The sequence below is a fragment of the Mesonia sp. K7 genome (genome assembly GCF_003233725.1).
GTDB lineage: Bacteria > Bacteroidota > Bacteroidia > Flavobacteriales > Flavobacteriaceae > Mesonia.
In genome coordinates this window covers 98,174-118,767 of the sequence record NZ_QKQV01000007.1, presented here as the reverse complement: position 1 = coordinate 118,767, position 20,594 = coordinate 98,174, and the positions used below count along the sequence as shown (strand labels likewise).

Genomic DNA, 20,594 nt, shown 5'->3' with positions numbered 1-20,594 from the left:
CAAACTTTAATAATGTGTTCCTAAAAGGCTTGTATTTGAGGCCAGAAACTTTTCTGTAAAATATTTTGCCTGTTCGCAGGCTTTTAAAAAATCATTATATTTTAATAGCTCGCATGCTAAAGCAGAAGACAAAACACATCCGCTGCCATGTTTCAAAAAAACTGGATTTATTGTGGGAGGAAATTCAGCACTCAAAGTTCCGTTTTCGTATAGTAAATCATAGCCTTTTCGTCCGTCTTCTCGATGTCCACCTTTTACATATACTTTCGTCAAGTGGCTTATTCTTTGTACCGTTTTTTCTACTGCTTCATTTTTGCTCCATGACAATAACTCAAGGTAATTAGGTGTGATGACAAAGCATTGTTTTAATACTTCCGTGAAAACTTGTCCAGCAATCCCTTCTATAAATTGATGGTTTGTCGTTGATTTTAAAACAGGATCCAAAACCACTTTTATAGCTGAATTATACTGTTTTAACGTATGTAGTACTTTTAATGAAAGTTCCCAATTTTCTATAATTCCTATTTTAACAACTGTTATTTTATGCTTATTCAGAATAATTATTAGTTGTTCTAAAATTAGATCAGCATCTACCCAATGGCATAACTTAAAAGTAGCTTCGTTTTGAACAGTTAAAGCTGTACATACTCCAAAACCATATTGCTTATAGGCTTCAAAAACCTTGATATCGGCAGTAATCCCCGCACCGCTACTGGGGTCAAACCCTGCAATGGTCAGTATGTTTTGTCTATGCATCAAGGTAAGCTGTTTTTATTTTTATAAACTCTTCTACAGGCGATTTACTTTTCCAAACACCTCCCAATAAAGCTATGCCTTGGTAACCTAGTTGTTTTGCCAGCTTGATGTTTTGCAAAGTAATTCCTCCTAGTGCTAAAATTTTCTGTTCCGTTAAGGCTACTTTAAAGCCTTTTCCTAAATAACCCGGCTTTGAAATGGAATCAAATACAGGGCTTAAAAAACAGTAATCATAACTATATGTGTCGCTTTTTAATGCTTCATAACTATGAAAACCCGTACTTATCGTCAATTTGCTCCTACTCTTTAAAGCTGTAACATAAGCTTTTGTATCAGTAATTTTCAACCGATGTTCTTCTTTAAGATGTATCCCTTTTAATAGATACTTTTCCACCAAATGATGATACTCATGTAACACGACTAAATTATGGTATATGGGCTTAATCTTATGAAGGTAAATTTCATAATCATTTTGACTGAAACAAGGTTTTCTAAGATGAAAACAGTTGAGGCCACACTCAAATAAATGATGCAACATAGTCATCTCATTTTCTATGTTTCCTTCAGGTGAAAAAACAACCATCACAACTCCCCTTATTATAAATATACTTCAGAGCCTTTTTCTTTAAACTCTTTTGATTTTTCTTTATAACCTTCTTCTATCTCGTTATTTTTTGCCGCAAAATCCCTCACCTCCTGTGATATTTTCATCGAACAAAATTTTGGCCCACACATCGAACAAAAATGAGCGATTTTTGCTCCTTCCGCCGGCAAAGTCTCATCGTGATAGCTTCTGGCCAATTCCGGGTCTAAACTCAAATTAAACTGATCTTCCCATCTAAATTCAAATCTTGCTTTGCTTAGCGCATCATCACGGTGTTGTGCGCCGGGGTGACCTTTAGCTAAATCTGCTGCGTGAGCTGCCAATTTATAGGTGACCACACCCGTTCTCACATCTTCTTTGTTGGGTAAGCCCAAATGTTCTTTTGGCGTTACATAACACAACATTGCACAGCCATACCAGCCTATCATCGCCGCCCCGATGCCTGATGTAATGTGATCATAACCTGGTGCTATATCGGTTGTTAATGGCCCTAAGGTGTAAAACGGGGCTTCGTCACATACCTCCAATTGCTTATCCATATTTTCTTTAATCATATGCATAGGCACATGCCCTGGCCCTTCGATAAAACATTGTACATCGTGTTTTCGAGCAATTTTGGTCAACTTACCTAATGTCTCTAGTTCTGCAAATTGCGCTTCATCATTAGCATCGGCAATAGAACCTGGACGTAAACCATCTCCTAAAGAAAAAGCCACATCGTATTGTTTTAAAATTTCACAGATTTCTTCAAAATGAGTATACAAAAAACTTTCTTTATGATGTGCCAAACACCATTTAGCCATAATAGAACCTCCTCTTGATACAATTCCTGTCACTCTTTTTGCTGTCATGGGGATGTAGCGTAATAAAACCCCTGCATGAATCGTAAAATAATCTACTCCCTGTTCGGCTTGTTCTATTAAAGTGTCTTTAAAAATTTCCCAAGTTAAATCTTCGGCGACACCTTTTACTTTTTCCAATGCTTGATAAATTGGCACTGTCCCAACAGGTACTGGAGAATTTCTTATGATCCATTCACGAGTTTCATGGATGTTTTTACCTGTAGACAAATCCATCAAACTATCTGCACCCCAACGACAAGCCCAAACGGCTTTTTCTACTTCTTCTTCTATCGAGGAGGTGGTCGCAGAATTTCCGATATTAGCATTAATTTTCACTAAAAAATTTCGCCCTAAAATCATTGGCTCGGATTCGGGGTGATTGATATTATTAGGAATTACCGCTCTACCTCGAGCCACTTCATCCCGTACAAACTCAGGTGTTATCTTCTTAGGAATCGACGCTCCGTAGGATTCTCCTGGGTGTTGATGAGCCAGAGAAACCATTTCATCAATACGTTGGTTTTCGCGAATAGCAATATATTCCATTTCGGGAGTGATAATGCCTTGTTTCGCATAATGCAACTGCGTGACATTTTTTCCTTTCTTTGCTCTAAGTGGTTTTCTTAAATGGGCATAACGCATATGATCTAGACTCTTATCTTGCAATCGCTCATTACAATACTTAGAGGTAAATGCTTCTAATTGTTCGACATCATTTCTTTCTAAAATCCAAGAGGCTCTGATACGCTCTATCCCTTGATGAACGTCTATTTCTTTTTCAGGATCGGTATATGGTCCTGATGTATCATAAACAGTAATCGGTTCGTTAGGTGTCGATTTCCCTGTCATCGAATCTTTGGTGTCACTAAGATTAATTTGGCGCATTGCCACTTGAATTTCTGGATACAAGTTGCCTTGCACATATATTTTTTTAGAATTGGGAAATGGCTTTCTAGTAATCTTATCTTTTTGTGGTGCGGTGTCTTTTCCTTTCATAAGTATTTTTGACTTTCTTTATTAGATTTTAGGTTGACAATTACCCTCCTTGAGTGGCTTGTATAATCAAAATATCATCTCCAGAAACCAATCTTGTAGTGTTCCAGTCATTTTTGGAAATCACTTCTTGATTGATGGCAACAGCAATACCATCACCAGAATGATGGAGGTGGGCTAATAATTGAGTAATATTGGTATCCTCAGAAATTTCTTGGTGAGTTGAATTTACGTTTACGGTTATCATCGCGCATTTGTTTATTTTTGATAACCTTAGCAGGCAGATTGCCTGTTTGAAACTGATATAGAAAGTCATAAAAATATGTTCTTCGAACATACTTTTATGAAAAAATCGGCTTTTCCCTACGTAAGTACTAACTTATTCAGGTTCAAAGGGTATTTCTCAGTCCTAGAAAAATCTAGAGCACCCCTAAAGTCGGTTCAAAAATATAAAAAAAGTTGAGATTAAAAAATAAGTGGGCCAGAATTATGGGTTTACTGCCAAAAAGGCCTTTCAATTATTGTAAGGCTTTTTTATTCTGATTTTACCGCTTCAAGACTTATACTATAAATATTTCCGAAACCATTTTGGATGCTGTTGGACAACGCTCTTAATTGTTCTACGCTTTTTATTTCAGAAACCTCTTGGTCTATTCTTTCGCTAGTGAAATAAAGGATTTTAGCATTGACATCAACAAATGGGCAATAATCTAATTTATCAGAATTGATTTGATCTCCCAAATGCCGAGCTGACATCCAATTGCCATCGCTATCTTTTTCACTCATATACAAATCGCCACCACCTAAATCGTCTGCTCTACCATAGGAGCTGAAAATGAGGTACTTTTCCTCAGGGTCAATAAAAGCATTGAACTCGTAAAAAACCGTATTGATGGTTTCAGGGAGTAAAATTGGTTCACTAAATTGGCCATTTTCAGGTTGAGCCATAAAAATATCTTCCCCACCAATTCCGTTTCCTCTGGTTGCCGTAAAATAAAGATTTCCAGACTTACTTAAGGAAGGATAAAACTCATCACTTCTCGTATTGATAATAGGATCTAAGGCAACAGGCTCATTCCAAACTCCTGCTATTTTTTCGCTGTACCAAATGTTGTAATCGGCACGAGTAGTATCACCATTCATCGGTCGGTTAGAGGCAAAATACAATCGGTTTGAACTCGGATCGAAAAAAGGCTCGATATCTTGGTATTTTCCTGAAATGCTTAACAGTTTTGGCGAAATCCATACCTCATTTATTTTTTGGATACTTACTAAACTTCGCTTCTTTTGGTTATAATTCCCTAAGGTATAAACGATTTCGTCTCCTTTTGGTGAAATCGCTAGATCTCTTTCGTAAAGCGAAGTAGAAACAATGTCTTCCGCAAAAAGCTTTACCTCCTCGGTAGAAGTAGCTAATTGAAAATTGTTTTCTGTGGTTTCTTCTTTTTGAGTTTCATTTTTAGGAGAGTTGCAACTGAGAATAAAAATGAAACCACATATTAGAATTAGATTTTGTTTCAACATAATATTATTAGCTTCATTAAAACCTGAGTATTCATCTATTTTAAATACCCCAACACATTCTCTTCTATCCTACTTTCGATATTAGAGATATCTGCTTTTACAAACTTTTCGCCGGTGATGTTTTCATACAATTCGATATAGCGTTCAGAAACTGAGTTTACATATTCATCAGTCATTTCAGGCAAGCTTTGTCCTTCTAAGCCTTGAAAACCATTTTCGATCAACCATTGTCTTACAAATTCTTTCGACAATTGTTTTTGTTTCTCTTCTTTGGCTTGGCGCTCTTCGTAACCTTCGGCATAAAAATAACGGGAAGAATCAGGCGTATGAATTTCGTCTATCAATACAATTTTACCTTCGGGATTTTTACCGAATTCGTATTTGGTATCTACCAGTATCAATCCGCGTGAAGCGGCAATTTCGCTTCCACGCTTAAAAAGTTTGTAGGTATAATCTTCTAATTGTTGGTAATCGGCTTCACTTACGATTCCTCGTTTCAGAATATCCTCCCGAGAAATATCTTCGTCGTGATCGCCTTGTTCGGCTTTGGTTGCTGGTGTAATTATTGGCGAAGGAAACTTATCGTTTTCTTTCATTCCTTCGGGTAATTGCACACCACACAATTCGCGTTTACCCACTTTGTATTCGCGTGCAGCATGACCAGCCAAATAACCTCTAATGACCATTTCTACCTTAAAAGGTTCGCACATTTTACCAATCGCTACATTTGGGTCTGGTGTTGCTTCTAACCAATTGGGCACCAAATCTTGGGTATCTTGCATCATTTTGGTCGCAATCTGATTGAGGATTTGCCCTTTGTAGGGAATTCCTTTTGGCATCACCACATCAAAAGCACTCAACCTATCGGTGGCAATCATTACCACCTGATGGTTATCAAGCTCATAAACTTCGCGTACTTTACCTTTGTAAACACTTTTTTGGTTTGGGAAATTATAATTGGTTTTTAAAAGGGTATTTTTCATTCTGGCAACTATTTATTCTTGATTTTCGATGGCTTTGTAAGCAGCAATTACTTTTTTGACGAGTCGGTGACGAATCACATCTTTGTCATCGAGGTATAAAATACCAATTCCTTTGACGTCTTTGAGTACTAACAAAGCTTCTTTAAGACCAGAAATACTTCTTGGCGGCAAATCTACTTGTCCTGGATCACCCGTGATGATGAATTTTGCATTTTTTCCCATACGGGTTAAAAACATTTTCATCTGCGAATGGGTAGTGTTTTGCGCTTCATCTAAAATCACAAAAGCGTTGTCGAGTGTGCGACCACGCATAAATGCCAGCGGTGCAATTTGTATCACCCCTTTCTCTAAAAAAGTTTCCAGTTTTTCGTGCGGAATCATATCGCGTAACGCATCGTACAAAGGTTGCATGTAAGGATCGAGTTTTTCTTTGAGATCTCCCGGAAGGAAACCCAGATTTTCACCTGCTTCTACTGCTGGACGCGTTAAGATAATTCTACGAACTTGTTTTTCTTTGAGTGCCTTTACTGCCAAAGCGACACCAGTATAGGTTTTACCTGTTCCGGCTGGACCAACGGCAAAAACCATATCGTTCTTACGGCTTAATTCTACCATTTTTCGTTGGTTAGCGGTTTGTGCTTTGATGAGCTTTCCGCTAACACCGTGGACTAAAACATCACCGCTTTCTTTAGAAGTTTCGTAATCTTCTTTGGTTTCGCTGGTGAGAATACGCTCGATGCTGTTTTCGTCTATTTGGTTGTATTTTCCAAAATGCTCCAAAATCATATTAAAACGCCTATCGAACTCCTCAAGACGCTCTTCTTCGCCGTAAACTCTTATTTTGTTTCCTCGAGCTACAATTTTTATTTTAGGAAAGTACTTTTTAAGTAGCTCTATGTTAGTGTTTTGATATCCGAAAAACTCTTGCGGATTGATTTCTGAAAGTTCAATTTCTAATTCGTTCAAAAGCAGGTATATTTATTAAGCATTTATAATTAAATTCGCATTACAAATCTAACTAATTTTTGTAGCAACTGGACTAAAAAAATATTAACAGATAACTAGATGGCAATTATTACTTTAACAACAGATTTTGGTCTCAAAGACCCATCAACAGGAGCGGTTAAAGGTGCTATCTTGAGCGAACTCAACGACATTACCATTGTTGATATCTCTCATGAGGTTTCGCCATTCCACATTAGTGAAGCTGCTTATATCATCAAAAATAGCTATAAAAGTTTTCCGAAAGGGACGATACATATCATTGGGGTAGATTCTGAAATTACACCCGAGAACAAACATATTGCACTGCAACTCGACGACCACTTTTTTATTTGTGCCAATAATGGGATTATGTCGCTAATAGCTTCTGAAATCAATCCGCAGAAGATTGTCGAAATCAATATTCATGACAATGTAGAAACGGTTTTTCCGGTGTTGGATATTTTTGTAAAAGTGGCTTGTCATATTGCTCGAGGCGGAACTTTAGACGTTATTGGAAAAAACATTTCAAAAATTAAGCAAATCTCTAAGTTCAACCCGATTGTAAATGAGCAACAAAACCAGATAATGGGTCACGTGATTTACATCGACAATTATGGAAACGTCGTAACCAATATTTCGCGAAAGCTTTATGAAACTATTGGAAAAGGGCGAAATTTTGTCATTTCTGCACGTGGAGTAACTTTTAAAAAAGTCTATGAAAATTATAGTGATGCAATAGATTTTACCAAACCTAAGGAAACTCGTGGAGCCGATGGGAAAAAGCTGGCTATTTTTAACACTGCAAATTATATCGAGTTGGCCATTTACAAGAGTAATCCGCAAAATGTGGGAAGCGCCAGTACGCTTTTTGGTTTGGCACTTAGAGACACGGTAAACATAAAATTTGAATGATGCTGATAAGAATTGTAAAAATGTCTTTTGATGAAACGAAAATCGATGCCTTTTTAACCATGTTTGAAGAGAAAAAACAATACATTCGGGGTTTTGAAGGCTGTCAATTTTTAGAATTATACCAAGACAAAAACAATAAAAATATCTTTTTTACGTACAGTTACTGGAAGGATGAAAATGCTTTGGAAAACTACCGAACTTCAAACTTGTTTAAAGAGGTTTGGGCAAAAACCAAAGCGATGTTTAATGACAAACCTCAAGCTTGGAGTGTCGATAAAATTGTAAGTTTGCCCTAATGAACGCTATTATTCTTAAAGAAATCAATGCCTTTTTTTCGTCTATTATCGGTTATTTGGTAATTGGCATTTTCTTAGTGTTTTGTAGTTTGTTTTTATGGTTTTTTCAAGGTGGCTATAACATCTTTGATGCAGGATTTGCTTCGCTGGATTCTTTTTTTCAAATTGCTCCATGGATCTTACTTTTACTCATTCCTGCAGTAACCATGCGCAGTTTTGCCGAAGAAAAGAAACAAGGCACCTACGAACTTTTACTCACCAAACCACTTAGTATTTGGCAATTGGTTTTGGGAAAATATATAGGTTCGCTTTTGTTATGCCTAATCGCTTTGTTACCCACTTTATTTTATGTGGTTACCATTTACTATAACGGAAATCCTGTTGGGAATTTTGATGCAGGTGCGATGTTGGGAAGTTATCTCGGCTTGATATTTTTAGTTGGTTTATATACAGCCATCGGTATTTTTGCATCGAGTCTAACCACCAATCAAATTGTGGCTTTTATTATTGCCTTACTCTTTTGTTTTTTGCTGTTTTATCTTTTTGAAGGAATTGCCGATACCAACCTATTGGGCTCAGAAACCTACGGTTTGGAGTATTTAGGCATCAATTATCACTATAAAAGTATAAGTCGAGGTGTTATCGATAGTCGAGATGTGATCTATTTCGTTTCGGCAACCCTCTTTTTTCTCGGAATCACCAAGTTTACTCTATCCACTAAAAAAGTCTAATCGCACTATGAAAAACAAAAAACAAATTATCATTTTTGTTATCATGATTATCGCCATTAACCTATTGGCGACACAATTCTTTTTTAGAACAGATTTAACCGAAAACAATCGTTATACGCTTTCTGAAACTTCCAAAAATATTGTCAATCAGTCAGAAAACCCTGTTATTGTAGAAGTTTTTTTAAAAGGTGACTTCCCTTCAGAGTTTAAACGTTTACAAAACGAAACCCGCTACATTCTTGAGGAGTACGAGACGGTAAACAGCAACATTAAGTTTGATTTTATCAATCCGCTTGAAAGCGGAAAAAATGCTGAAACGGTTGCTAATGAGTTTTATCAAAGCGGAATGATGCCTGAAACCATCAACGTGACCGAAAATGGTAAAGTAACCGAAACTATTTTCTTTCCTTGGGCTGTAGCAACTTATGATGGTAAGTCGGTACAAATCCCTTTATTGAAAAGAAAAATTGGTGATAATAACGAGCAAATCGTCAACGCATCAGTAGAAAATCTGGAATATGCTTTTTCGGATGCGTTTAGTAAAGTTATCAACGGAAGAAGTAAAAAAATTGCTGTCATGCGCGGCAATGGTGAGTTGCCCGATAGAAACCTGACTGACTTCCTACAAGGCTTACGCGAATATTATTTTATCGCCCCTTTTACGTTGGATTCTGTTGCCAAACATCCTGAAAAAACGCTAGAGGAATTAGAAAAATTTGATTTGGTCATCGAGGCCAAACCGACCGAAAAATTTAGCGAAAGCGAAAAACTAGTGCTTGACCAATATGTGATGAAAGGCGGAAAAATGCTTTGGTTGGTCGATCAGGTAGCGATGGAAAAAGACAGTTTGTTTACCAATGTGGATAATTCTGCGTTGGCTTACATTAGGGATTTGAATTTGAACGATTTTTTCTTTTCTTACGGGGTTCGTATCAATACGGCTTTGGTAAATGATATGGTTTCTGCTCCTATTGTTTTGGCGCAAGGCTCGGGCAATCAGACACGCTACAATCCTTTTCCGTGGTTTTATTCGCCATTGGCGGTTTCTAACCAAGAGCACCAGATCAACAACAATATCGAAGCGGTAAAATTTGATTTCGCAACAGCGATAGACACCTTAAAAAATAATATCGGTAAAAAAGTATTGTTGCACAGTTCGCCAAAATCGTATCTGGAAGGCGTACCAACAATTGTAAAATTAGATAAAATCAAAGAGCAGCCCGACCTCGAAAAATACAACGCCGGAAAACAAAACTTAGCGGTGTTGTTGGAAGGTGAGTTTACGTCGGTTTACAACAACAGGATTTTGCCTTTTGAGTTTGAAAATTACCAAAACCAAGGAAAAGCAACTAAAATGATTGTGGTTGCCGACGGTGATGTGATCAAAAATGAGTTTTCGCGACAAGGGCCTATTCCTTTGGGTTACGACAGATATACCGCAACCACTTACGGGAACAAAGAGTTTTTGATGAACTCGGTGAATTATTTATTAGACGATACCGGGTTGCTCAACATTAGAGGAAAAGAGGTAAAACTGGCGTTTTTAAATACCGAAAAAGTTGCTCAAAACAGAACGTCTTGGCAACTTTTTAACTTGTTACTTCCGATAATTTTATTGTTACTTTTTGGGTTTATCTTTTATACGATAAGACGCAAAAAGTATATCAAAAATTAAAGCGCGTTTAGCTCTTTGATAAGTGCTTTCGCATCTTTTTCGATATCTTGGTTCACTTGCTTTAAGTGAGCACCTCTGTTTTCTACCTTTCTTTCATTGATTTTGGTGATGTAATGGTCAAAATGCTCGATCGCTTTATCTACAATTGCTTCTGATTTTGAATGATCTGCTTCTGGGTTTGCAATCTGATGAATGTAAGCCGCCTCTATAATATCGCCCATTACATAGTTCAAATCTCTTTTTAACTCTCTTTTGTTCGCCATGATGATTTATTTTAAAATGCAAAGATACTTGAAATATTGATAGTGAATACAAAAAGGGAGAAAAGTCTTTTTGACGAATTAAGGTTTGGGAATAATGGTTATCTTGGTTTCATAAAAATTATAAGTTTTATAATGAATAAAAAATTAAAAGATTTAATTGATATATATTTTGCTAAGGCGAGCAATAATATTATTTCACAAATAAATCATTTTGATAAGATAACAAATTCATTATTTATTTTAACTCAAAGTCTTTTTGATAACAAAGAAAAAATCGAGTATTTCCAAAGGGAGTTAGAAGGGAAGTTTTTCAGATTTGGATTAGCAAATCAAAGTCTTATAAACCTAATAAAAGGAAATGAGTTCAATTTAGTGAATCAGAATGCAAAAATTGTAGATATATTTTCTATAAATAGTATTACTAGAATGCAAATTGAATCATTTCTCATTATTTATTATTTACTTTTTGATGATATTTCTACCCAAGAAAAGAACTTCCGATATAACGTTTATAAATTACACGGATTACAAAAACAACTTGAATTTAATATAACCTCAGATTTTCCAAAAAGAAAAGAATTCTTAAATAAAATTAAGAAAGAAAGCAATGAAGCTATAAAAAACATTAAAAATTCAGAAATTTATAATAGTGCTGACAAAAAGACTCAATACAACTATCTAAATCCAAAATATGCAAAACTTATTAAAAGTAAAGTTTTGTTTGAAAAAAGTGGCATCAAAGACGAAAGAGTGGATGAAATGTGGAAGATCTATTCAAATTATGCACACTCGGAACACATAAGTGATAGACAATATAATTCCATATATAGAATTGAAAAATCTGTATTAAAAGAATGTTCGTTGGTGTTATCAATAAACTCCATTTTAACTTCTAAAATTATTATCAATTTTATAAATCAATTTGAAAGTGTTAAAAATAAATATCTACAAATGAGTGCTGATAAGAGAAATCAGGTTGAATTCTGGAGTAAAATGGAAGATATAAAAAGCTAAAAAACTTATATAAAAATGAAATACACCCAAGAAATTATCATCAACAAACCCATTGACGAAGTGGTTCAGTTATTTGACAGCGTCGAGAATATGGACAAATGGATGGAAGGTTTACAGAGTTTTGAGCACTTGAGTGGAACTCCAGGTGAAGTTGGCGCCAAATCGAAACTGAAGTTTAAAATGGGAAAACGGGAAATCGAAATGATAGAAACCATTACGGTAAAAAACCTTCCGCACGAGTTTTCTGGAACCTACGAAGCCGACGGCGTTTTTAATATGGTCAGGAATAAGTTTGTCGAACTTTCGGAAAATCAGACCAAGCACATTACCGAAAACGAATTTCAGTTTAAAGGCTTTATGAAGGTGATGGGCTTTTTGATGCCGGGTGCCTTTAAAAAACAATCGATGAAATATATGGAAACTTTTAAGGCCTTTGCTGAAAGCCAATAATTAGATAGTCACCACCAAAATTTTACTGCTTTCCGCTTGAAGCGAAATTTCCCCTAAATTGGCCGGAATCAATACGGTTTCTCCTTTTTTGATCGTAATTTGGTGATGTTTGATATTGGCTTTTCCTTCTACCCCAATTAAAATCACAAAAGAATCTGGGTTGATGTGAAGCTTAAAGTCGGTTGTATTTTCTAATTGTAAGATTTCTGAATTGAAATACTTGCAACTCACCAAATCTTGTAGTTGGTTGTTTTTAGTTGTATAAGCTACTCTATAATCATGACTATCAAAATCTATCGCGTCAATAGCATCTTCGGTATGCAACTCGCGTTTGTTGCCTTCTTTATCGGTACGGTTGTAATCGTAAATGCGATAGGTAATGTCTGAAGTTTGTTGTATTTCTGCCAATAAAACTCCTTTTCCGATCGCATGAACTAAACCCGCTTTTACCAAAAAAGTGTCGCCACTTTTCGCGGAAGTTTTGTTTAAAACCGCTTCTAAATTTTCTTGTTCAAGTGCTTCTAAATAATCTTCTTTGGAGGTATTCTTATGAAATCCCGCCACAATAGAAGCATTTTCTTCGGCATCTAACACATACCACATTTCGGTTTTACCAAAAGAATTATGACGTTGTTGGGCAATTTTGTCTCCAGGATGAACTTGCACTGACAAATCTTCTGTCGCATCGATAAACTTGATGAGCAACGGAAAGTTGTTAGCGTACTTATGATAAACTTTTTTACCTACTAAATCTGCCTTGTAAGCTTCTACTATTTCGCGTAAGCTTTTACCTTTTAAAACTCCGTTGGCAACTACCGAAACATCATTTTCGACCGCACTGATTTCCCAACTTTCCCCAATTTGATTAGAAATTTTCTGCTTCCCTAAAACTTGATGCAATTTTTCTCCGCCCCAAATTTTTTCTTTGAGAATTGGCTGAAATTTTAAAGGATAGAGTGGTGACTGCATCAAAAGTTAACCTTTATAAGTTACAAAGTTACGCGGCGTTTCGTACAAAGTGATCTCTAAGTCCAAAGCAGGTTTTAATTTGGGCTTTAACTTGTGGTAAATGACCACGGCAATGTTCTCGACGGTAGGATTAAGGTTTTGGAACTCCTTGGTATCCAAATTAAGGTTTTTATGGTCGAACTTCTCCTCTATTTCTTCTCTTATAATTTCCTTAAGTTTACCTAAATCGATGACATAACCTGTTTTGGGATTGATTTCTCCGGTGACGGAAACAATCAATTCATAATTGTGGCCATGGTAATTTGGGTTACTACATTTCCCGAAAATCTCCATGTTTTTTTCGTCACTCCATTCTTTATTGTAAAGTCTATGGGCGGCATTAAAATGGGATTTTCTATGTACGGTTACTTTCATTTACGAGATAAAATTGTAGTATTTATCGAAGATAATTTTAAACCAAGAAGTATAATTCGCTGGATTTTGCTGCATATCTTTTTTGGTGTCTTCTAAGGTCATCCACTTGTACGCACTCACTTCTTCAGGGTTTACATTTGGATTTTCATTATACTTTCCCACCAAAATATAATCGTATTCGTGTTCGGTAAGACCGTTATCGAAAGACGTCTTATAGATAAACGACGTGACTTCTTCTAAATCTGTGGTAAAACCCATTTCTTCATTCAATCTTCTTTTTCCTGCTTCTATATTGGTTTCTCCAACGCGCTGATGACTGCAGCAGGTATTGGTCCACAAACCCGGTGAATGGTATTTGGATTCTGCCCTCTGCTGAAGAAGTAATTCGTTTTGATCGTTAAATACAAATACTGAAAAGGCTCGATGCAGAAGTGCTTTTTGGTGTGCTTCTATTTTTTCCATCACACCAATTTGCTCGTCTTTTTCGTTTACCAGAATAACTTGTTCTTTACTCATTTGGTAAAAATACAAGTTATAAAAATTCTAACCTAAAAAAACCGACTTGAAAAATGTAGGGTTTGGTATTACAATTCTTCTATAATAAACTCGCTCCGTCTGTTAAGCTGGTGCTCTTGATCAGTACATTTTACACCATTGGTACAATGGTTGACAGGTTTTGTTTCACCATAACCTTCACCAGAAATTCTATCGGCGGTAATACCGCCAACTTCTATAATATATTTTTTGGTGGCGTCATTTCTTCTCTTAGAAAGCTCTAGGTTATAAGCGTCTGAACCTCTACTATCAGTATGGGAACGCACATCTATCTTTACATCGGGATAACTATTTAAGAACGAAATTACTTTCTGCAATTCTACTTCCGCTTTTTTGGTAATTTCGGCTTTGTCATACTCAAAATAAATAAACGGAATATCGAGAATCTTTGCTAAATCGTCACCTATTTTAAACTTGGTAGATTCCTCTTCATCAAGATAAATACTCAGTCTTTGTGTGTAGGTTTGGTTTGAGGTCTTAAATCTTGTTTCTTCCAAAATATAGCCTTCTTTATAAACCCTTACAATATACTCTTGATCTTCTTCTAAGCCTTCGATAAGTGTACTTGCTTTGTCTATCTCTTCTCTGGTTATTTCGTCTCCAAATCTGTTAAAGAGCGACACCGTTGAATGAGTTAATGAATCTGAGCTTTTTTTGCTCAATACGTGTACAATCAACTCTTGCTTCGGCTGCTCCTCTATGTTTTCGACTGTTTTGTAAAACCTGTAAATATCATCATCCCCTTTTCCTCCATCTCTATTGGATGCTAAAAAACCTGTTTCTCCACCTTCATCTTCAAAATAGGCAAAATCGTCTTTCGGACTGTTATAAGGTATCCCCAGGTTTTCTATATTTATTTCTTCAGAATTTTTTATTTTATTTTCAAAATCCCGAATTACAAAAATATCGACACCTCCTAAGTTTGGTCTTCCGTTGGAAGAAAAGAAAAGATCACCATTTTCATTGATAAAAGGGAAAGATTCTACTCCTTTTGTATTGATGAGTTCCCCCAGATTTTCGGGTATACCCAAAGTCCCGTCTTTGTGTATGGGTGCTTTGTATATATCTGACTGGCCTAGCGAACCGGGCATATCTGAAGCAAAATACATAAAGGTTCCTGCTTTGTTGATCGTAGAATGGGCAAAATTGTAGTTGTCATCGCAAAAACTCACTCTTTTTGGCTTTGACCATCCTTTTTTTCCTAATACCGTTTTATAAATTTGAAGTTTTATAGTGTTATCTCTTGAAACCCGATCGTTATCTCTGGTAAAAAACATAATCGAATCGTTGGCATAAAAAGCGATGGAAGATTCGTGTAAATTTGAATTGATGTCTGAACTGAATTTCTCTACGTTATAAAAAGTAGAATCGTTTCTTCTTTTGGCTTGATAAACATCTAAATAAGGCTGATTGTTCCATTCATATTTTCTTCCTTCACCTCTAGAGGATGAAAATAAAATCATATCTTGGTACGGATAGGCACCAAAATCTGAATTTTTAGAGTTGATATTAATGTTTTTAAGATTGACAAACTTAGGCTTATCTTTAAGCGCTTCTATCTCATCTTTTTCTTGTTCGTAATTTTTAACCCTTAAATCTTCAGGTAAGAGTTCCTTAAACTTAATCATCCATTGTTCTGCTAAGTCATATTTCTGTGAAGACCTTAAGGTTTGCACGTAACGATAGATGTATTCTGGATTGATATTATTTAATGTGCCTTCTTTTTCTTTTAAAGCGATAAGTTTTCCATACCATTTTTCCGCTTCAGCAAAATTATTTCTGAGGTAATAAGACTGTGCTAATTGCGCTAAAACATCTTCGCTTTCATAGCCTTTACCCACTACATCCAACAAAATATCTGAAGTTTTTACAAAATGATAATCTTCAAAACTTTTGTCTGCGCTTTTAACTTTACTTTTTTGTGAAAATAACAGTAAAGGAAAAATTATAAAAATGATATAAATGTAATTTTTCACACGCTAAAAATAATTAAAATTCTCTGATTTAGAAGAATCTAGGGGAAATTACTCTTCTATTTTTCATAAATTCATACCGCATCATAATTTCGTGGGTTCCATAATTATAGCCACTTAAACCTGTCGTCGTTCTGTCGTGGGCGTAACCTATAAACAAATCCTGATTTATATTAAACCCTACTAAGCCACTAAAGGAATCGTCCCAACGATAGGAAAGTCCGAAATGTACTTTTTCATTTACCAAAGCATTGAGGGAAATATCAGCAATAATAGGAGCTCCGCTTACTGCTTTTGCTAAAAAAGCAGGTTTAAGTTTTAAGTTTCTATTGATATCAAAAACATAACCTCCTATCAAATAAAAATGCATCCTTTCTGTTGCTAGTGACTTCTTAAAAGTATCGTAATGTTCTGTTTTTAAAAAATTAGGCACTGAGAAACCCACATAATAATTTTCACTATGCAAATAAAGTGCTGCTCCAATCATAGGTGAAGTCAGATTAATATTATCGGAAAACAAAGGGTCTCCTTCTTGCCTAAAATTACCTTTGGTCCAGTCGTTATTCAGAATATGTAATCCTGCGTTTAAACCAAATGATAATTCTGTGAGGTAATCATCTACAAAAATCGTGTAAGAAAAATTGCCGTTAAGGTAAGTTTCGTTTGTCGGACCAATGATGTCATTTACAATAGAAAGACCTAAGCCTAAGGCGTCATTTCTTAAAGGTCCGTGTATACCTAAGGTTTGTGTTTGAGGAGCTCCATCTAAACCTACCCATTGGTTTCTGTATAAGATGACAGCACTTATCGCATCTCTTTGTCCTGTATATCCAGAATTGATGCTTAAGGTGTTGTACATATACTGCGTAAATTGCGGGTCTTGTTGAGCAAATGCACTACACGTCATCAGAAAAATGATAAGCTTCAATATCTTTTTTATTCGGAATACTTTTATCATTTTATCGGTTTATATATATCCAACCCGTTTTGGTTCTTGCAATATTTCCTGTTACTTTATGTGCACCAAGTTTCAAAATATAATAATACGTACCTACCGGCAAAATTTCATTGATATTTAAAGTAGCACGAGCTGTCGAAATTCCATCCCAACTATTGTCATAACCTCTCTTTTCATAAACCATATTACCCCATCTATTGTAAACTTCTAGCTTATTATTAGGGTAATTTTCTATTCCTTCAATGATAAAAGTATCGTTGATGCCATCGCCGTTTGGTGAAAACTCATTATAAATGACATGATCTTCTGCACTTTCAGACGGTGTCTGTATTTTGGCAAGTGTAAAAACACCATAACCTGTAAGTAGCGAAGTTACTGTTTTTTCGGTTTCATCGACAAATCCTCCTTCATTAATCCATTTTTGGGTTGCAGTATCCCAACGTACGATACTTATATAGTCACTGCCTGGATTCTCCGTAATCGTGTAAGGCGTAGTGTTTTCATTCCAAGAAAGGCTTAGAATTATATTTTCTGGGGAACCTTCTTTTTTTTCTATCACCCAATATTCTGTATCATCAATAAATTCTATCTTTTCTTCTTTATTTTCGTGAGGGTAATTTAGATCAGAGTTTTGAAGAAAGTATTTTCCTTGAAATATATTGGCAGTGTTTTCGGTTTCGCCAATCGTCGCAAAACGGTAATAACCCCCATCGCCAATAGGGTATTTAAATTCGGCGTCACCATTTTTCAAAACATAACCGTCTACGTGGCTGTAGTCTGAAACGTTTAGATGTGTGGCATTGTTTTCAAAAATAAATAACCCGCCATAATCTTCATTATTTACAATACCGTTGGTAAAATCACCTATGTTAGCAATACTAATTTTATTATGCAACTCAAACGGAACTTGGGTTGAAGTGTTATTGAACAATACATTATAAAAATAAAGTGTGTTTAAGCCTGTGATCTGTTGTATGCTTGTTCCTATAAATCGGGTAAGACCATCGCCATCAACATAATCGACAATACCATCATTGTTGAAGTGGCTGTAGATATAGCTATCGCCGTCGTTGTAAAATGTTCCTGTGTTTGTATTATTAAATTCTTTTACTGTAGAAAATGTGGTGTTTTCACTTACATACATCACTCCGGTGTTCACGGTTTGCGAAAACATGTTTCCACAAACGATGAAAAACAAAATAACAAATATATTCTTTAGTTTATTCACATTCTTTTTTCTACTATTCTTTCACAACAAACACGATTACCATATACGAAGTATCGGTAGCTGTACCAATAATATCATAGGTTAAAACTCCACTGGCACTAATACTTAAGTTATCAAATACCGTTTCGTCATAATAGGTAATATAATAATACAATTCTGTAGCTGCATATACATCAATTTGTGCTGGAGCTCCTGCACTACCCACCAAACCACCATTGTAAGGCATAGAATAACCACCTTGTCCGTGGGCGATATTAAGTGCGTTTCCTTGAAACTGATCTACATATTCTTGATATAGATTTCTTTGTAAACCTGTTCCTGTTGTAGTGGTATTAAAAATCACTGATGGCATATAAAACGTGCGAGGCGCTTGTTTTACTTGTTTTAAGTCTCCTGTCGTAGGATCTGCAACGACCATATTATCTGTTGCTGTACCTGTTGGTAAATTTTCTAATGCCAAATTATGAACATCAAGATCAATTACCGTATCATCAAGCAGCGTTCCTCCTAATTGTATATTATCTCCATTTTTGGTTAGACCGTTGTTAGCGGTAAGGCTAATTTCAATTTCTTCAGCAGTTACCAATCGATTCCATTTTCCTGTAGTTCCATCGGTTGTCCAATAATAATAACCCGGAAAAATAGCTGTATCTACATCGGCAGTGTTATAGACCAATAAAGAATTTGTTTTGGCGACATCTGTTGAAGGTTCTCCTGTAATAGGAGAAAAACTCGTCAGACTTAATAAAGCCACCCTCGGAATTAAAAGCCCTCTATCGCTTGACTTGATTTCTACAGCAGACGCCTTACTTGGAATATTAACTCCAAAGCCTTGTTGGGCATAAGTGGTCATACCGACACAAATCAGCAGGAAAATAAGTAAAATATGTCTTCTAAAAGACTGCCTCATAAAATTGGGGTAAGTAATTGTAGTAATCCTCTATAGTTCTTGAACTTTTTAAAAGATTATTTTAAAATAACACTGTATTGTATTGTTTCTTACAACCATTAGCTGTTGACTTACATTATAAATAACATAAGTCAACAAAAATGCATGGCTGTAGAATAAAAAATCTTTAATTAAGTAAAACAGTTATGTGGTGTTTAATTACGCCCTACGATAACCCAACTCGTACCATTAGATTTTAAAATCCAACCTTGAAAAGGCATGGCTCCGTAAGTAAGCGTACCTCCGTTAGCAATAATATTAAGATATCCCGTATGTGCATCTGTCGTGTTTGCTATTTTAATATTGACTACCTGTCCGCTATTAGCACCACCTGCAGCAGGAAGTGTGACATCGATATCACCAGTAGCTGGTATGGTTGCAGAAATATTTATTTCTTGTACATAAGGGCTATAATCAGATATATTAGTGTCATTAATAGTCAAGTCGGCAGTTATCGCACTAGAAACCGTTCTCTTTACGGTACGTAATACTCCGCCATTCGTCTCAGACACCACAATGTTGTTGGCTTCATCTGCTGCTTCGAGGTTGGTAATAGCAATGGTATTTGCAGTATCTGTACCACCAGAACCATCAGTACCCGTTACAATAGTAGTTGGTGTGATTAAATCTCCACCTAATTGAATATTGTTATTAGTATCCATCGTTAGACCATTGTCTGCTGTAACTGTTAAATCTTCTAAAAGATCTTCTAGAGAATACGTTTGTAAAGTACCATCTGCCAACATTACTGCTACATTAGCACCTGCAGGTATAGCAGCATCAGGATCCATTGCCTCTAAATTGGTAAGTTTTATCGTACCTCCTTCACTAAAACCTCCATCAAAGATCATGTCGAATTCATCAACTGAAATGGTGGTGTTTTCAGTTAAAGTTCCTCCTAATTTTAACTCCCCTGTTGTTTCATCATAATTTAAACCATTGGTTGCATCAATCAATTCGTCGTAAGTTACCCAATCTGTTATAAATTCTGGTGCGCCTGGAGTACCAGGAAAGTCAGGGTTTGCTATCGTAACCATTACCAGATTATCAGCGCCTCCGTTTTCAACGCTTACGGTATAAGTAGTTTCATTCCCATTTACTGTTTCTTCAACGTCGATGTTTTCACCTTCTTCTACAATAACTGTTTTTTCTCCATCTTCATCTACAAAACGTACCCAATGGTCTGTATCCCAAAAATAGAAACCAGGAGTTACGTTATTAGGTGTTGTTCCCGCAGTAGCAGTGTTGTATACTAACAATGAGTTGGCTGGAGATGCAACTGGAGTCGCAACGTTTGTTGCTGTTAATGCGAGTCGAGGTATTAATAAACCTCGTTTGGTAGAAACGATGTCTACGGCTGATGATTTATCAGGTGTGTTTGTCCCGATACCTTGTTGTGCCATTACACTTGGCGATAGTAAAATGGCAAATGCAAATAGCGAATAAAGTAATAACTTTTTCATTGGAATTAAATTTAGTTTAACGTTCTTTTTACTTGTTTTAGATTTAGTATTCATAATT

The 20,594-nt window shown here is 35.9% G+C and carries 22 protein-coding genes and 1 riboswitch; of the genes, 6 read left to right on the top strand and 16 right to left on the bottom strand.

The features are described 5' to 3' along the window. Positions 1-6: 6 nt before the first annotated feature. The 7 genes from DNG35_RS06965 to DNG35_RS06935 all read right to left on the bottom strand — a co-directional run bounded on the left by DNG35_RS06965 (position 7) and on the right by DNG35_RS06935 (position 6,668). On the bottom strand, positions 7-756 hold the full coding sequence (locus DNG35_RS06965) for a hydroxymethylpyrimidine/phosphomethylpyrimidine kinase (protein ID WP_111127277.1): 750 nt from the start codon (positions 754-756) through the stop codon (positions 7-9). Further along, on the bottom strand, positions 749-1,339 hold the full coding sequence (locus DNG35_RS06960; RefSeq protein WP_111127275.1) for a thiamine phosphate synthase: 591 nt from the start codon (positions 1,337-1,339) through the stop codon (positions 749-751). The genes DNG35_RS06965 and DNG35_RS06960 overlap by 8 nt, the downstream gene beginning before the upstream one ends. Positions 1,340-1,353: 14 nt before the next feature. Next, the gene (gene thiC / locus DNG35_RS06955) at positions 1,354-3,198 is read right to left on the bottom strand and encodes a phosphomethylpyrimidine synthase ThiC (protein WP_111127273.1); all 1,845 of its coding nucleotides are present in this window, start codon (positions 3,196-3,198) and stop codon (positions 1,354-1,356) included. Between the two features lie 40 nt (positions 3,199-3,238). Continuing rightward, positions 3,239-3,442, bottom strand: coding sequence for a sulfur carrier protein ThiS (thiS, locus tag DNG35_RS06950; protein WP_111127303.1), 204 nt, complete (start codon positions 3,440-3,442; stop codon positions 3,239-3,241). Between the two features lie 96 nt (positions 3,443-3,538). Further along, a riboswitch (TPP riboswitch) is annotated at positions 3,539-3,637 on the bottom strand. Between the two features lie 92 nt (positions 3,638-3,729). Beyond that, complete coding sequence (locus DNG35_RS06945; RefSeq protein WP_111127271.1) at positions 3,730-4,719, bottom strand: PD40 domain-containing protein; 990 nt, start codon at positions 4,717-4,719, stop codon at positions 3,730-3,732. 35 nt (positions 4,720-4,754) lie between these two features. Beyond that, positions 4,755-5,702 (bottom strand): phosphoribosylaminoimidazolesuccinocarboxamide synthase, encoded by a 948-nt coding sequence (locus tag DNG35_RS06940; protein WP_111127269.1) that lies wholly within the window; start codon positions 5,700-5,702, stop codon positions 4,755-4,757. 12 nt (positions 5,703-5,714) lie between these two features. After that, a complete protein-coding gene (locus DNG35_RS06935) occupies positions 5,715-6,668 on the bottom strand; it encodes a PhoH family protein (RefSeq protein ID WP_111127267.1) in 954 nt (317 codons plus the stop codon). A gap of 99 nt (positions 6,669-6,767) precedes the next feature. On the opposite strand from DNG35_RS06935, the gene DNG35_RS06930 reads away from it, so the two are divergent. The 4 genes from DNG35_RS06930 to gldG are packed head-to-tail and all read left to right on the top strand — an operon-like array spanning position 6,768 to position 10,300. Continuing rightward, positions 6,768-7,598, top strand: a complete 831-nt coding sequence (locus DNG35_RS06930) for an S-adenosyl-l-methionine hydroxide adenosyltransferase family protein (RefSeq protein ID WP_111127265.1) — start codon at positions 6,768-6,770, stop codon at positions 7,596-7,598. After that, positions 7,598-7,894 (top strand): putative quinol monooxygenase, encoded by a 297-nt coding sequence (locus tag DNG35_RS06925; RefSeq protein ID WP_111127301.1) that lies wholly within the window; start codon positions 7,598-7,600, stop codon positions 7,892-7,894. The genes DNG35_RS06930 and DNG35_RS06925 overlap by 1 nt, the downstream gene beginning before the upstream one ends. Continuing rightward, positions 7,894-8,625, top strand: coding sequence for a gliding motility-associated ABC transporter permease subunit GldF (gldF, locus tag DNG35_RS06920; RefSeq protein ID WP_111127263.1), 732 nt, complete (start codon positions 7,894-7,896; stop codon positions 8,623-8,625). The genes DNG35_RS06925 and gldF overlap by 1 nt, the downstream gene beginning before the upstream one ends. A gap of 7 nt (positions 8,626-8,632) precedes the next feature. Beyond that, positions 8,633-10,300: a gliding motility-associated ABC transporter substrate-binding protein GldG gene (gldG, locus tag DNG35_RS06915; protein WP_111127261.1), complete on the top strand. Its 1,668-nt coding sequence runs from the start codon at positions 8,633-8,635 to the stop codon at positions 10,298-10,300. Here gldG and DNG35_RS06910 read toward each other — a convergent pair. After that, complete coding sequence (locus tag DNG35_RS06910) at positions 10,297-10,563, bottom strand: hypothetical protein (protein WP_111127259.1); 267 nt, start codon at positions 10,561-10,563, stop codon at positions 10,297-10,299. The two genes, gldG and DNG35_RS06910, sit on opposite strands and share 4 nt — an antisense overlap. 132 nt (positions 10,564-10,695) lie before the next feature. Between DNG35_RS06910 and DNG35_RS06905 the strand changes: the two genes are divergently transcribed. Both DNG35_RS06905 and DNG35_RS06900 read left to right on the top strand, forming a co-directional pair. Further along, positions 10,696-11,577: a hypothetical protein gene (locus DNG35_RS06905; protein ID WP_146228841.1), complete on the top strand. Its 882-nt coding sequence runs from the start codon at positions 10,696-10,698 to the stop codon at positions 11,575-11,577. A 15-nt stretch (positions 11,578-11,592) separates the two neighbouring features. After that, positions 11,593-12,027, top strand: coding sequence for an SRPBCC family protein (locus DNG35_RS06900; protein ID WP_111127255.1), 435 nt, complete (start codon positions 11,593-11,595; stop codon positions 12,025-12,027). On the opposite strand, the gene DNG35_RS06895 is transcribed toward DNG35_RS06900, so the two are convergent. From DNG35_RS06895 to DNG35_RS06860, 8 genes are all read right to left on the bottom strand, one after another. Beyond that, positions 12,028-12,996 carry a type I phosphomannose isomerase catalytic subunit gene (locus DNG35_RS06895; protein WP_111127253.1) on the bottom strand — a complete coding sequence of 323 codons (969 nt, stop codon included), beginning with the start codon at positions 12,994-12,996 and terminating at the stop codon, positions 12,028-12,030. 6 nt (positions 12,997-13,002) lie between these two features. Continuing rightward, positions 13,003-13,410 carry a 6-carboxytetrahydropterin synthase gene (locus DNG35_RS06890; RefSeq protein WP_111127251.1) on the bottom strand — a complete coding sequence of 136 codons (408 nt, stop codon included), beginning with the start codon at positions 13,408-13,410 and terminating at the stop codon, positions 13,003-13,005. Then, positions 13,411-13,926 carry an isopentenyl-diphosphate Delta-isomerase gene (gene idi, locus DNG35_RS06885; RefSeq protein WP_111127249.1) on the bottom strand — a complete coding sequence of 172 codons (516 nt, stop codon included), beginning with the start codon at positions 13,924-13,926 and terminating at the stop codon, positions 13,411-13,413. A 68-nt stretch (positions 13,927-13,994) separates the two neighbouring features. After that, positions 13,995-15,941, bottom strand: a complete 1,947-nt coding sequence (locus DNG35_RS06880) for an OmpA family protein (protein ID WP_111127247.1) — start codon at positions 15,939-15,941, stop codon at positions 13,995-13,997. Between the two features lie 28 nt (positions 15,942-15,969). Next, positions 15,970-16,896, bottom strand: a complete 927-nt coding sequence (locus tag DNG35_RS06875) for a type IX secretion system membrane protein PorP/SprF (RefSeq protein ID WP_111127245.1) — start codon at positions 16,894-16,896, stop codon at positions 15,970-15,972. Position 16,897: 1 nt separating this feature from the next. Then, positions 16,898-18,070, bottom strand: a complete 1,173-nt coding sequence (locus DNG35_RS06870; protein WP_111127243.1) for a gliding motility-associated C-terminal domain-containing protein — start codon at positions 18,068-18,070, stop codon at positions 16,898-16,900. Positions 18,071-18,137: 67 nt separating this feature from the next. Then, on the bottom strand, positions 18,138-19,034 hold the full coding sequence (locus tag DNG35_RS06865) for a hypothetical protein (RefSeq protein WP_146228840.1): 897 nt from the start codon (positions 19,032-19,034) through the stop codon (positions 18,138-18,140). 194 nt (positions 19,035-19,228) lie between these two features. Beyond that, positions 19,229-20,536, bottom strand: coding sequence for a hypothetical protein (locus tag DNG35_RS06860; RefSeq protein ID WP_146228839.1), 1,308 nt, complete (start codon positions 20,534-20,536; stop codon positions 19,229-19,231). Positions 20,537-20,594: the final 58 nt, after the last annotated feature.

Bases quoted from the DNA above. Each gene is read 5' to 3' on its own strand.
- DNG35_RS06925 (WP_111127301.1), top strand. From the start codon at position 7,598: ATGCTGATAAGAATTGTAAAAATGTCTTTTGATGAAACGAAAATCGAT.
- DNG35_RS06960 (WP_111127275.1), bottom strand. From the start codon at position 1,339: ATGGTTGTTTTTTCACCTGAAGGAAACATAGAAAATGAGATGACTATG.
- thiC (WP_111127273.1), bottom strand. From the start codon at position 3,198: ATGAAAGGAAAAGACACCGCACCACAAAAAGATAAGATTACTAGAAAG.
- thiS (WP_111127303.1), bottom strand. From the start codon at position 3,442: ATGATAACCGTAAACGTAAATTCAACTCACCAAGAAATTTCTGAGGAT.
- gldF (WP_111127263.1), top strand. From the start codon at position 7,894: ATGAACGCTATTATTCTTAAAGAAATCAATGCCTTTTTTTCGTCTATT.
- DNG35_RS06945 (WP_111127271.1), bottom strand. From the start codon at position 4,719: ATGTTGAAACAAAATCTAATTCTAATATGTGGTTTCATTTTTATTCTC.
- DNG35_RS06930 (WP_111127265.1), top strand. From the start codon at position 6,768: ATGGCAATTATTACTTTAACAACAGATTTTGGTCTCAAAGACCCATCA.
- DNG35_RS06875 (WP_111127245.1), bottom strand. From the start codon at position 16,896: ATGATAAAAGTATTCCGAATAAAAAAGATATTGAAGCTTATCATTTTT.
- DNG35_RS06860 (WP_146228839.1), bottom strand. From the start codon at position 20,536: ATGAAAAAGTTATTACTTTATTCGCTATTTGCATTTGCCATTTTACTA.
- DNG35_RS06865 (WP_146228840.1), bottom strand. From the start codon at position 19,034: ATGAGGCAGTCTTTTAGAAGACATATTTTACTTATTTTCCTGCTGATT.
- gldG (WP_111127261.1), top strand. From the start codon at position 8,633: ATGAAAAACAAAAAACAAATTATCATTTTTGTTATCATGATTATCGCC.
- DNG35_RS06900 (WP_111127255.1), top strand. From the start codon at position 11,593: ATGAAATACACCCAAGAAATTATCATCAACAAACCCATTGACGAAGTG.
- DNG35_RS06940 (WP_111127269.1), bottom strand. From the start codon at position 5,702: ATGAAAAATACCCTTTTAAAAACCAATTATAATTTCCCAAACCAAAAA.
- DNG35_RS06895 (WP_111127253.1), bottom strand. From the start codon at position 12,996: ATGCAGTCACCACTCTATCCTTTAAAATTTCAGCCAATTCTCAAAGAA.
- DNG35_RS06890 (WP_111127251.1), bottom strand. From the start codon at position 13,410: ATGAAAGTAACCGTACATAGAAAATCCCATTTTAATGCCGCCCATAGA.
- DNG35_RS06965 (WP_111127277.1), bottom strand. From the start codon at position 756: ATGCATAGACAAAACATACTGACCATTGCAGGGTTTGACCCCAGTAGC.
- DNG35_RS06905 (WP_146228841.1), top strand. From the start codon at position 10,696: ATGAATAAAAAATTAAAAGATTTAATTGATATATATTTTGCTAAGGCG.
- idi (WP_111127249.1), bottom strand. From the start codon at position 13,926: ATGAGTAAAGAACAAGTTATTCTGGTAAACGAAAAAGACGAGCAAATT.
- DNG35_RS06870 (WP_111127243.1), bottom strand. From the start codon at position 18,070: ATGTTTTCGCAAACCGTGAACACCGGAGTGATGTATGTAAGTGAAAAC.
- DNG35_RS06910 (WP_111127259.1), bottom strand. From the start codon at position 10,563: ATGGCGAACAAAAGAGAGTTAAAAAGAGATTTGAACTATGTAATGGGC.